We start from the raw sequence: 12,374 nt of genomic DNA, 5'->3' as shown, positions 1-12,374 counted from the left end.
CGCAGGAACAAGCAACTGAATGGCTCTGGACTTACAACAACGAGCGACCCAACATGGGCATTGGCGGCATCACCCCCGCCATGAAACTCAAAATGGCCGCGTGAATTCTACCACTGAGCCCCACTAAAAATGGGGAGATTACCCCCCCAGCACAAAACCCGCTTACAACAACGAGCGACCCAACATGGGCATTGGCGGCATCACCCCCGCCATGAAACTCAAAATGGCCGCGTGAATTCTACCACTGAGCCCCACTAAAAATGGGGAGATTACCCCCCCAGCACAAAACCCGCCGCAAGGTTTCCCTTCGGCGTTCCAGTGCAATTCAGCTCCGTCTGTCTCTCGGCCGCTCCTGAAAGAACGGGATGGCAGGCGCTCTGCGGCCTTGCCGCGCGCGCTGGGAGTGTGGGTAATAGGAAGTGACAAGGCGTTTTGCGCCTGCCCGGATTTTGTGTCCCAAATGACAGGCTTGCGCCTTTCTCTTTTCTGCGCCCCGGAAGTAGATCGTCCGCCGGTTTGCCAGATACGAGACCCGTCCCCAAAGCCTGCAGCGTCAATCCCCGCTGTAAACCTCAAGGTGCCTATCACCGGATAGAAGCCCGGTCCGTTACACCCGGCCCAATCCTCAAAACCCGGTCCCCACCACCGCGTCCGGACGGTCCGACAACGGCCCCGCGTGATGGGAACAGTCCTAGAGTAGGGCAGGTTCTGAAGGGGGAGGATAAGGTTTTCTGGAAATGGGTAGGAGACTGAAAAGGCTAGGGTTTTGGTTAGGGGATTGTGGGGAAGGGTTGAGAGTTTGAACAAAAGCCTACGCAACGGCCATAATTGGCAATTCATCCCATGTACGACCGTCAAGCAAACGGCCAGTTTTCTTTTTGTTAACCCCACCCCATTGCTTAAAATGAAAAGCAACTTGGCTAGCAACGCACTGATCACGAATTGACCTGACCCATGCAGGGTTCATATATCTAGATCCGGGACCACTTTCCCCACCCGCGATGGCCCAATTAATACCTTTAAGATTCATAGAGCCTACATCACCTATGAGCGGCTCCAGTGAAAGGAATTTGGTTTGAGCACCACAGTGTCGAAGGTCATCAATTCGATATGAGAACTCCACGTTCTCGACGCTAACTCCCATCCAAATATTAGATGACCATTGTAGGGACGATGACAATTCCATCAGTCGTTCTGACCGCTTAGTCAAAACTTGAAATGTGTGATGACCACACTCGCGCATCACTTGAAAAACTTTCTGAATGAAATGCAGTGGAACTTCCTCGTGAAAGAGATCTGACATTGAGTTAACAAAAATCATCCTGCCTTGTTTCCAAGACTTCGGAACATTCAGAGAAGCCTCGTCTAAGCGAATTTTTCCATTCCACTTTGGGCGTCCACCAGTTTGACGGGTAAGGCCTTCATACTTGCGCTGGCCCATCGCATCCAAACGTTTAGCCATACGCATGGCATAGCAATTTGTACAACCCGGAGAAATGATGCTGCATCCCGCAACAGGGTTCCATGTTGCCTCCGTCCACTCAATTTTGGAGTTAGTTCCCATCAAGACGCTCCTGGAAATGTGACGATCAATCTATCAGCAAAAGAATTCTTGCGTCTCTTCTTTCCTTCTGGGTCGACAACAGTGATTCTCTCCGCTTCTTCCAGCTTGCCGAGAACATTCTTATAGTGTCGACTAAGATAAGGATGGCCAACGCTATGCTCGCGATAGATTCCGACCATCGAAGCACTCCGACCTGCGAACTCCTCCAAAAGTAACTCTTCAAGATCATCAAGCGGGCGTTGAAACTCGAACAGAAACGGCATTGTCTCATCCGCTGGCGAATATGCGAAGGAAGCGACGCCTTGATCTTCCGTCGAACTTTCCTTCGCCATGATTTCTTTCATCACCTCGTATCCCTTAAAATCTTTGGAAACGAAAATGAGATGATGAGTCAAGCGCCCCTCATCGTTCTTGAAGCGAAACGGCAGCACGAACTTTCCACCCATTTCCATCAAAGCATTTGAAAGCTCCTCTAGTACCATCTCCTGCCGTAGAGCGGGGTTCGCACCATTAACCTTGGCACGCAGTTCATCAGCGCGCTCCACGCCAAACAACGCATCCATATGTTGTTTGACCATTGGGTTAGAAATTCCGGAGTTGATACGGTTATAGTTGAAGAAGAACACGCAATCGCAACCCCAATCTTTGATCACTCCATTAACCAAACGGAGGGAAAGCCCTTTGTAACCAAATGGATCAAAGAAAGTAAACGACGGAATAATCTCCGTTTCAGAGAAGTAATCCTCTGCGTCTTGCCCCACTTCATTACAGTTGACCACAGGCTTATGTTTAAGGGCATCGATGCCCGGAAGAGCAGCGATTTCATTGATCAGAGTGCTAGAGTTATTCTCATCCACATCATTAAACAAGGCGACAAGTGAACCTCTAATTCTGTCATTTTCAATTGCTTTCTCAAGAATAAGTAGTGGCGTTGATGCGGCACCATCTTTGTATCGACCGGGGCGGGCATAGAGGTCGATATATGCAATCTTACCGCCTCCCCATTTTTGCGCCGAACCAACGACAATATTAGCCCAAGCAACAAAATACTTTTGGACAATTCGTGCTTTGACCTCGGATTGATCTCCGCGCTCTTCAAAAAACTTTTTCGACATGTGTGCCTCAACGAACTCAAATGATTGCACGTCATGGTAGAATGCTCAGCTTACCTCACACAATAGTACATAACATGAACATTTTAAAGGTACGTTCTGACTAACCTAGTATTTTGACGTAAAATTCAAAGGCTGCAACGCGGCATCATCCCAGCCAACAGACGGCGGCTATTGACTCTTTCCAACCTTTTGCCTTTGCCGCAGAGTGGATTGGATCCCCGATCAAGTCGGGGATGACGCCGTGTTTGTGGCAAGTCGATAGTCTCCCGGTCCGTCCTCATCCCATGACTTGACCGCTTTCAACCTTGGGGAAACCATGCTGATACTCATCGACGAAGGATGGAACCCAAAGTGGTTCAGTCGCAGCATGGACTGAAGGATCAAGTCCTGCAATGGCGAAGCTGGCGGTTAGAGCGGCCCACGTTGACGCGGGCTTGTCGCCTTCCGCCCCAAAGTAAGTCCATGACTTCCCAGGATCAGCCCCCTAATCAACTCTTTTTGGTGTCAGGACCGAAAACGTGGTATGCGCCAGCCAAACAACAACAGGAATGCACCAGTGAGCGAAATGACCGTAGCGGACGCAACGAACCGCGTTTATGAATCCCTCCAGGCGGACAATGAAGACCTCGATCTGCATATCGCAGCTCTCAAATCAGCTATTAAGCACGAGGGCTTGAAAGAGGTCGCCTTCGACCCGGCCCGGATCGTCCAGAACAACCGGTCCGGCCGGAAGCTGCTGCAAGCCTATTTTCGCCAGCGCGGTGTGAAGGTCACATTCGCGTCTTCGTAACACCTTCCGGTCATCGGATATACGCGCGGTTACACTTTGGGGACAGGCGTGCGAGTCCACGTGAGGAGAATGACTGGATCTCGCCCCCAAGTCCCGCGCGGCAGGGAGTTGGAGGGTGACTGCTAGCGTCCCCACTGGTCATCCCCGACCTGATCACAAGCGCTTTTTCTCAAGACCCATTTATTCTATTTTATTCGACACCTAATAAAGAATCGAATAGATTGCATTTATAAATATATCAACCTTAGATTCCTTTGAGGTAAGTGATAATGGCACGCATTAAAGGTAAAAACGACGGCCCCGGAGGCCGCAATGAACACTATGACATCGGCAATAGGAAAGACGTCCCTCGTAGAAACGTGGTGGCAGAAATTAAACGTGGCGAACATCCAGATGCGCATGTCGTGAAAATCAACGATCGAGAATACGCCAGAGATAACCCGGACAGAACAAAGTCTGACAACGTAAATCGCAAAACGTAGCCTTCCTGTCGAGAAATACTCGCAAACAAAAAGGGCCACCCGGTGGGCGCCCCTTTTCAAGTCTTGCAGCGTGAGGCCAGCGGTTAGCTGTTCACCAGGTTCCGCAGCACGTAGTGCAAAATGCCGCCGGCCTTGATGTACTCCAGCTCGTCCTCGGTATCGACACGGCAAAGGCACTCGATTTCCTTCACAGTGCCATCTTCATAGGTCACTTCGATGTTCATCATCTGGCGCGGGCTGATATCCGCGATGCCCAGGATGGTGACCCGTTCCTGTCCGGTGATGCCATGAGACTGCCAGCTTTCGCCGTCCTTGAAGGTCAGCGGGATAACGCCCATGCCGACCAGATTGGAGCGGTGAATCCGTTCGAACGACTGGGCGATGACAGCGCGCACCCCGAGCAGTTTCGTGCCCTTGGCCGCCCAGTCACGGGATGACCCGGTGCCATATTCCTTGCCAGCGAAGACGACCAGCGGAACACCTGCTTCCTGATATTCCATGCAGGCGTCATAGATCCATTCCTGCTTGCCATCCTTGGTGGTGACACCGCCTTCAACACCTGGAACCATCTGGTTCTTGATGCGAATGTTGGCGAATGTGCCACGCATCATGACCTGATGATTGCCCCGGCGCGATCCATAGGAGTTGAAGTCTTTCACAGGCACCTGATGCTCGGCGAGATACGTCCCCGCCGGGCTGTCAGCCTTGATGTTGCCCGCTGGTGAAATGTGGTCGGTGGTGATGCTGTCAAGAAACAAACCCATGACGGCTGCGCCCTTGATGTCCTCAAGCGGCGTCGGCTCCATGGTCATGCCTTCGAAATACGGCGGGTTCTGAACATAGGTCGACTTCAACGGCCAACCATAGGTCATGCCGCCTTCGACCTTGATGCCTTGCCAATGCTCATCGCCCTTGAAGACGTCGCCATAGCGCTCACGGAACATCTCTTCGGTGATTGAAGAGCGGATCAGATCGGTGATCTCGGCGGTCGTTGGCCAGATGTCCTTCAGGTAGACCGGGTTGCCATCGTGGTCATTCCCAAGAGACTTCGTCGTGATATCGACGTTCAGGTTCCCGGCGATGGCATAGGCAACCACCAGCGGCGGAGACGCCAGATAATTGGCGCGCACATCCGGATTGACCCGGCCTTCAAAGTTCCGGTTGCCGGACAGCACCGAACAGGCAATCAGGTCGTTGTCATTGATCGCCTTGGAGATGGCCGGATCAAGCGGACCGGAGTTGCCGATACAGGTGGTACAGCCATAGCCCGCCAGCGTAAAGCCCAGCGCATCCAGATCAGCCTGAACGCCAGCCTTGTTAAGATAGTCGGTGACCACCTGAGAGCCCGGCGCCAGAGAGGTCTTGACCCAGGGTTTGACGGTCAATCCCTTGGCCAGAGCTTTACGGGCGACAAGGCCAGCCCCGATCAGAACCGACGGGTTGGAGGTGTTGGTGCAAGATGTGATCGCGGCAATAACAACATCCCCGTTGCCAATGTCGTGGTCACGGCCCTCGACAGAAACACGCTTGTGAACCTCGGAGGCCTTCTTGAACTCGGTTTCCATGGACGAGGTAAAGCCGGAGGACGCATCGGACAGGTTGATGCGGTCCTGCGGGCGCTTGGGGCCGGAAATGGCCGGAACGACGGTGGAGATGTCGAGTTCCAAAGTATCGGTGAAGGCCGGTTCTTCGGCGCCAGTGCGGAACATGCCCTGCGCCTTGGCATAGGCCTCGACCAGAGCAATGCGCTCAGCATCGCGTCCTGTGGATTTCAGATAGCCGATGGTGTCATTGTCGACCGGGAAGAAGCCGCAAGTCGCGCCATATTCCGGGGCCATATTGGCGATGGTCGCTTCGTCTTCCAGGCTCAGATGATCGAGGCCCTCGCCGTAAAATTCGACGAACTTGCCGACAACACCCTTGGCGCGCAGCATTTCAACAACCCGCAGCACAAGGTCTGTCGCGGTGATGCCCTCGTTCAACTTACCAGTCATCTTGAAGCCAACGACTTCCGGGATCAGCATGGAGATTGGCTGGCCGAGCATGGCCGCCTCCGCTTCGATACCACCAACGCCCCAGCCCAGAACGGCCAGACCATTGACCATGGTGGTGTGGGAATCTGTACCGACCAGCGTATCCGGATAAGCAACGGTCTCGCCGTCTTCGTCCTTGGTCCAGACCGTCTGGGCCAGATATTCCAGATTCACCTGATGACAAATGCCGGTTCCTGGAGGCACGGCGCGGAAATTATCAAAGGCGGACTGGCCCCAGCGCAAGAATTCGTAGCGCTCACCGTTGCGCTCATACTCCATCTCGACGTTCTGCCTGAACGCATCCTTGGTGCCGAAATAATCGATCATGACCGAGTGATCGATCACCAGATCAACAGGCACCAGCGGATTGACCTTTTTCGGGTCGCCGCCCAGCTTCACGGCAGCATCGCGCATGGCCGCAAGATCGACCACGGCCGGGACGCCGGTGAAATCCTGCATCAGCACGCGGGCCGGACGGTAGGCAATCTCATGGGTCGACTTGCGCTCCACCAGCCATGTGGCCACCGCGCGGATGTCGTCAGCCGTTACAGTGCGGCCATCCTCAAAACGCAGCAGATTTTCCAGAACCACCTTCAGGGAAGACGGCAGTTTGGAAACGCCCTCAAGGCCGTTTTTCTCGGCGTCGGGAATGGAAAAATAGGTGTAAGTCTTGTCACCGACTTTCAAAGTCTTCTTTGACTTGAATGTATCAAGGGACTGGGTCACGGCGGCGATCTCCTCAACGAACCTCCAGCCACGCCTTCGGGGAAGCAAAGGCAGGCCGCGGTCTAAAAATCTCTGATGCAGCGGCAGGACCGCTGTCTCTGGGGTGCCTCTTACGGGCAGTGCGCCTAATCTAATCGCATCTGTTTAACGGCTTGATTAAACCTCAAGTGCGCAGATGCAATTCGACGCTTCACGACCTCTATATAGACCTTCGGCTAGGCTCTTCAAATTGCCAACCCGCTACAAAGCCGAAAAAAGGCCCAGCTTAAGGGAATTTTGAGGTATGCAACGCACCCTGCACCCCAGTAGAAACCACGACACAACGAGATGGTACAGCAAAGCCAGTAAGCAGAAATCTCAAGGCAGAAAACATATTGCATACCATTGTATACTGAATTATGTAGTAGCCAGCTAGCTTATCCCGGCCCGCCAGACCTGCCTGCGACCCGGCATTTAAGCTTCATCTAAAACCAGGACGCCGGGATCATCATGAGCTTGTACACAGACTACCTCGATGAAATTGAAACGCGAAAAGCCCAGGGACTGCACCCCAAGCCCATTGAAGACGGCGCACTCGTCAATGAGATGGTTTCGCAAATCAAGGATCTCAAGAACGAGCATCGGGAAGATTCCCTCAAATACTTCATTTACAACACCTTGCCCGGCACAACGAGCGCTGCCGGTGTAAAGGCAGACTTCCTGAAAGAGATCATTCTAGGCACGACAGTCGTTGAGGAAATTTCTCCGACCTTTGCCTATGAATTGCTGTCTCACATGAAAGGCGGACCTTCAATCAAGGTCCTGCTCGATCTGGCCTTGGGAGATGATGCCTCCATTGCACAGGCCGCCGCTGACGTCCTCAAAACCCAGTTCTTCCTCTATGAGGCCGATACAGATCGGCTCAAGGAAGCCTACGCTGCAGGCAATGCGACCGCCAAAGACATTCTCGAAAGCTATTCAAAGGCCGAGTTTTTCACAAAGCTCCCTGCCATAGACGAAGAAATCAAGGTCGTGACCTATATCGCCGGTGAAGGCGATATCTCCACTGACTTGCTGTCACCTGGCAACCAGGCTCACTCCAGATCTGACCGTGAACTGCACGGCAAATGCCTGATCTCCGAGGAAGCGCAAGCAGAAATCCAGGAGCTGCAGAAACAGCATCCGGACAAACGCGTCATGCTGATCGCCGAAAAAGGCACCATGGGCGTTGGCTCCTCTCGTATGTCCGGCGTCAACAACGTGGCCTTGTGGACCGGAAAGCAGGCAAGCCCCTATGTTCCTTTCGTCAACTTTGCCCCGGTGGTTGCAGGCACAAACGGGATCTCTCCGATCTTCCTGACGACGGTTGGTGTGACCGGCGGCATCGGGATTGATCTGAAAAACTGGGTCAAGAAGCTGGATGATGACGGCAACCCAATTCTGAACAATGACGACAATCCGGTTCTGGAGCAGAAATACTCTGTCGAGACCGGCACCGTTTTGACCATCAACACAAAGAGCAAGAAGCTCTATAACGACGCTGGCGATGAAGAGCTTGTGGATGTGTCGTCCTCTTTCACACCGCAAAAGCTGGAATTCATCAAGGCTGGTGGATCTTACGCAATCGTTTTTGGCAAAAAGCTGCAGACCCTTGCATGCGAAACACTCGGCGTAGAGCTGAAGTCCGCCTTCGCGCCCTCAAAGGAAATTTCACATAAGGGCCAAGGCCTCACCGCTGTTGAAAAAATCTTCAACAAGAACGCCGTCGGCGTGAGCGAAGGAACTGTCCTGCACGCTGGCTCCGATGTCCGGGTCAAGGTCAATATTGTCGGATCACAAGACACGACAGGCTTGATGACGTCTCAGGAACTGGAGTCCATGGCGGCAACAGTCATTTCCCCGACGGTTGATGGTGCTTACCAATCTGGCTGTCACACAGCATCGGTCTGGGATTTGAAGGCGCAGGCCAACATCCCCAAGCTTATGAAATTCATGAATAAGTTTGGCCTGATCACCGCACGCGATCCCAAGGGCAACTACCACGCCATGACGGATGTGATCCACAAGGTCCTGAACGACCTGACCGTCGACGATTGGGCCATCATCATTGGCGGCGATTCCCACACCCGCATGTCCAAGGGCGTTGCGTTCGGGGCGGACTCCGGAACAGTTGCCCTTGCACTGGCTACGGGTGAAGCCACAATGCCGATCCCTGAATCTGTCAAGGTGACCTTCAAGGGCACCATGAAGAGCCACATGGATTTCCGCGACGTTGTCCATGACACACAGGCTCAGATGTTGAAGCAATTTGGCGACAACGTCTTCCAGGGACGCATCATTGAGGTCCATATCGGAACTTTGCTTGCCGATCAGGCCTTTACGTTCACCGACTGGACGGCCGAAATGAAGGCAAAGGCATCCATCTGTATCTCCGAGGACGCGACCCTGATCGAATCTCTTGAGATCGCCAAGAGCCGTATCCAGATCATGATCGACAAGGGGATGGACAATGACACCCGGGTTCTCCAGGGGCTGATCAACATCGCCGACAAGAGAATTGCTGAGATCAAGTCTGGTGAGAAACCAGCTCTGACCCCGGATGAAAACGCCAAGTATTTTGCGGAAGTTGTTGTCGATCTGGATCAGATCGATGAGCCAATGATCGCAGATCCGGACGTGAACAATGTCGATGTGTCCAAGCGATATACCCACGACACAATCAGACCGATTTCATTCTATGGCGCCGAGAAAAAAGTAGACCTTGGCTTCGTCGGATCCTGCATGGTGCACAAGGGCGACATGAAAATTGTCGCTCAAATGCTCAAGAACCTGGAAAAGGCCAGCGGCAAGGTCGAGTTCAAGGCGCCATTGGTGGTCGCAGCACCAACCTACAACATCATCGACGAGCTGAAGGAAGAAGGCGACTGGGCTGTTCTCCAGAAGTATTCCGGGTTTGAGTTCGACGACAATGCGCCGAAGAACGCCGCCCGCGTCGACTACGAAAACATCCTCTACCTTGAACGCCCTGGTTGTAACCTTTGCATGGGTAATCAGGAAAAGGCGGCAAAAGGCGACACTGTCCTGGCAACATCCACCCGTCTGTTCAAAGGACGTGTCGTGGAAGATGCTTCCGAGAAGAAGGGCGAATCCCTGCTGGCCTCAACTCCAGTGGTGGTCCTGTCCGCAATTCTTGGCAGAACGCCCGACATGGAAGAGTACAAGGCTGCTGTGGAGGGAATCGACCTGACCAAGTTCGCTCCACCACTCCAAAAGCCAACAGCCACACGGTCAGCTCACTTTTAAGAGCGCACCCCAAAAGGTGATTCCGGTTTTCAAACCGGAATCACCGGAAAAACCTTCGAGCATGCTGCAAGACTGAAACTAAGCGCAGCATGCTCGATTGCGTTCTGTTCTGCACATCCGGATGATCTCATACTTGCCATTGGACCACTCTCCGCTCTAACAAGGCAGACTGCTGTGATACACCGGGAGATATCCGCTGAAACTCATTGCCGACAATCTGACCGTTGATCGCGGCGGCAGACGGGTGTTTGCCGGGCTGTCGTTTTCGCTTGAAAGCGGCAACGCGCTTGTAGTCACGGGTGCCAATGGTGTCGGCAAATCTTCCCTGCTCAGAACCTTGGCAGGTCTTGTCGTTCAGGTTGAGGGAAAAATCACACTTGATGGCGGCCAGGCGGATCTGACGGTTCCTGAGCACACCCACTATTTCGGCCATCAAAGCGCGATTAAGCCAGCCCTGAGTGTTCTGGAAAACCTCTCCTTCTGGCGAGATTTCACAGCACCAGCCCGAGCGGCACCCTTTGCAGCGCCAGCTTATGGCCTTAACGATATTCTGGAGCTTCTGGGCATTGGCCATACCGCAGATTTGCCCGCAGCCTATCTGTCCGCAGGCCAGACCCGAAGGCTTGCACTGGCGCGCCTGTTTGTCTCGCCTCGGCCAATCTGGCTTATGGACGAGCCAACCTCGGCCCTTGATACAGCCGCAGAGGCCCAGTTGATCGGCCTGATGAACGACCATCTGTCTGACGGCGGCATGATCATCACAGCGACGCACACCCGGCTTGGTCTGTCGCCTTTGCATGTGCTGCATCTTGAAACTCTGGCAGCAGATGACGCTATGACGTTTGATGACAGCTTCGGGGACATGCAATGACCGGCTGGGCAATCCCCCTGTTTCAACGCGAATTACGCCTTGCCGTGCGTGTAGGCGGCGGGGCTTTCGTCGGCGTGTTGTTTTTTCTCGCAGTCGTTAGCGTCATCCCCTTCGGCGTTGGCCCGGATCTGCACCTCCTTGCCAGAATTGGTCCTGCCATCCTGTGGATTGGCGCCTTGCTGGCGACGCTTCTCGGACTTGACCGGCTGTTTCAGGCAGACAGGGATGATGGATCGCTGGATCTCATACTGATGGCGGGTCGTCCGCTGGAGCTGGTGGTTCTGATCAAATGCTTCGCTCATTGGGTCGCGACCGGCCTGCCACTGGTTGCATCCGCTCCTGTTCTGGCGATTTTCCTGAACTTGGAGCCAAACGCAATGGGCGCTGTGACACTTACTCTTTTGGTCGGCACGCCTGCGCTAACTTTGATTGGCGCCATCGGCGCTTCGCTCACGGTCACGTTGCGAAGAGGCGGTCTTCTGCTGGCCGTTCTGGTCATCCCTCTGGCGATTCCAGTCCTGATATTCGGCGTCAGTGCCGCTGATGCCGCCATCCACGACCCAGTCCCTTTCCTGACACCGTTCCTGATCCTGTGCGCCCTCACCCTGATTACAGGGGTCATTGGCCCTATCGCGTCGGCTGCAGCCTTGCGGTTTTCGTCTAATTGATAAGTCGCAATCTGCAGACTGTGACAGTCTTGTACATTGAAGCAGGCCGAACTTCAGATTAGAACAGTTCCATGGGTATCTTGAACTTTGCAAATCCGACGCGTTTCATGAAACTGGTGCAGCTGGCTCTGCCCTGGCTTGTCGGTCTCTGTGCGATTACCTTTGCGGTTGGTCTTTACATGAGCTTCTTCAGGGCTCCTGAAGACTACCAGCAGGGCAACACCGTGCGGATCATGTTCATTCACGTTCCAGCCGCCTGGCTTGCCATGATGTGTTATTCGGTCATGGCGCTATCGTCTCTTGGAACGCTGGTCTGGAAGCACCCCCTGGCGGATGTCTCGGCCAAATGCGCAGCACCTATCGGAGCTGCTTTCACATTTATAGCGCTAGTGACAGGCTCCCTTTGGGGCAAACCCATGTGGGGCACCTATTGGGTGTGGGATGCCAGGCTGACGTCTGTGCTCATTCTGTTCATCATGTATCTCGGCCTGATGGTCTTGTGGCGCACCATGGAAGATCCGATCAAGGCTGGGAAAGCCGCGGCAATTTTGACGCTCGTAGGCACGCTGAACCTGCCGATAGTCAAATTTTCAGTCGACTGGTGGAACACGCTGCATCAGCCTGCCAGTGTCGTTCGCATGGACGGCCCGACGATCCACCCGGATATCCTGATACCGCTTCTGGTCATGGCGGCCGCCTTCACACTGCTGTTCTTCACCTTGCATCTGATGGCCATGCAAAACGAAATTTTGCGCCGCCGCGTCAGGTCTTTACGCCTGCGCGCAGCGTCGACAGCGCGCCCGGCCCGCCCCAGCTCAACCATCCAACCGGCGGAGTAAACTC

Annotated in this window: 9 protein-coding genes; 6 read left to right on the top strand and 3 right to left on the bottom strand. The window is 53.9% G+C overall.

Annotated elements, in window-relative coordinates; translation table 11 throughout:
- Positions 1 to 811: 811 nt before the first annotated feature.
- Positions 812 to 1,564 carry a DUF5131 family protein gene (locus V6575_RS20195; RefSeq protein ID WP_340276941.1) on the bottom strand — a complete coding sequence of 251 codons (753 nt, stop codon included), beginning with the start codon at positions 1,562 to 1,564 and terminating at the stop codon, positions 812 to 814.
- A complete protein-coding gene (locus V6575_RS20190; RefSeq protein WP_340276939.1) occupies positions 1,564 to 2,679 on the bottom strand; it encodes a three-Cys-motif partner protein TcmP in 1,116 nt (371 codons plus the stop codon). Before V6575_RS20190 ends, V6575_RS20195 begins: the two co-directional genes overlap by 1 nt.
- 556 nt (positions 2,680 to 3,235) lie before the next feature.
- Here V6575_RS20190 and V6575_RS20185 point away from each other — a divergent pair.
- Entirely contained in the window at positions 3,236 to 3,469 is a 234-nt protein-coding gene (locus tag V6575_RS20185; protein WP_340276938.1) for a hypothetical protein, read from the top strand.
- A gap of 269 nt (positions 3,470 to 3,738) precedes the next feature.
- Positions 3,739 to 3,951, top strand: coding sequence for a hypothetical protein (locus V6575_RS20180; protein ID WP_340276937.1), 213 nt, complete (start codon positions 3,739 to 3,741; stop codon positions 3,949 to 3,951).
- An 83-nt stretch (positions 3,952 to 4,034) separates the two neighbouring features.
- On the opposite strand, the gene acnA is transcribed toward V6575_RS20180, so the two are convergent.
- On the bottom strand, positions 4,035 to 6,710 hold the full coding sequence (gene acnA / locus V6575_RS20175) for an aconitate hydratase AcnA (protein ID WP_340276936.1): 2,676 nt from the start codon (positions 6,708 to 6,710) through the stop codon (positions 4,035 to 4,037).
- A 489-nt stretch (positions 6,711 to 7,199) separates the two neighbouring features.
- Here acnA and V6575_RS20170 point away from each other — a divergent pair, with 489 nt between their 5' ends.
- The 4 genes from V6575_RS20170 to V6575_RS20155 all read left to right on the top strand — a co-directional run bounded on the left by V6575_RS20170 (position 7,200) and on the right by V6575_RS20155 (position 12,370).
- Complete coding sequence (locus V6575_RS20170; protein WP_340276934.1) at positions 7,200 to 9,992, top strand: bifunctional aconitate hydratase 2/2-methylisocitrate dehydratase; 2,793 nt, start codon at positions 7,200 to 7,202, stop codon at positions 9,990 to 9,992.
- Between the two features lie 196 nt (positions 9,993 to 10,188).
- Entirely contained in the window at positions 10,189 to 10,863 is a 675-nt protein-coding gene (gene ccmA, locus V6575_RS20165) for a heme ABC exporter ATP-binding protein CcmA (RefSeq protein WP_340276944.1), read from the top strand.
- Entirely contained in the window at positions 10,860 to 11,531 is a 672-nt protein-coding gene (gene ccmB / locus V6575_RS20160) for a heme exporter protein CcmB (RefSeq protein ID WP_340276933.1), read from the top strand. The genes ccmA and ccmB overlap by 4 nt, the downstream gene beginning before the upstream one ends.
- A gap of 71 nt (positions 11,532 to 11,602) precedes the next feature.
- A complete protein-coding gene (locus tag V6575_RS20155; RefSeq protein WP_340276932.1) occupies positions 11,603 to 12,370 on the top strand; it encodes a heme ABC transporter permease in 768 nt (255 codons plus the stop codon).
- Positions 12,371 to 12,374 lie beyond the last annotated feature (4 nt).

Origin of the sequence: Roseibium algae (assembly GCF_037783265.1) — a bacterium.
In the GTDB taxonomy this organism is placed as follows: domain Bacteria; phylum Pseudomonadota; class Alphaproteobacteria; order Rhizobiales; family Stappiaceae; genus Roseibium; species Roseibium algae.
Note: the sequence above shows the minus strand (reverse complement) of the source record. Positions and strands in the feature narration are given on the sequence as shown.

Bases quoted from the DNA above. Each gene is read 5' to 3' on its own strand.
- V6575_RS20180 (WP_340276937.1), top strand. From the start codon at position 3,739: ATGGCACGCATTAAAGGTAAAAACGACGGCCCCGGAGGCCGCAATGAA.
- ccmB (WP_340276933.1), top strand. From the start codon at position 10,860: ATGACCGGCTGGGCAATCCCCCTGTTTCAACGCGAATTACGCCTTGCC.
- V6575_RS20170 (WP_340276934.1), top strand. From the start codon at position 7,200: ATGAGCTTGTACACAGACTACCTCGATGAAATTGAAACGCGAAAAGCC.
- V6575_RS20155 (WP_340276932.1), top strand. From the start codon at position 11,603: ATGGGTATCTTGAACTTTGCAAATCCGACGCGTTTCATGAAACTGGTG.
- V6575_RS20190 (WP_340276939.1), bottom strand. From the start codon at position 2,679: ATGTCGAAAAAGTTTTTTGAAGAGCGCGGAGATCAATCCGAGGTCAAA.
- V6575_RS20195 (WP_340276941.1), bottom strand. From the start codon at position 1,564: ATGGGAACTAACTCCAAAATTGAGTGGACGGAGGCAACATGGAACCCT.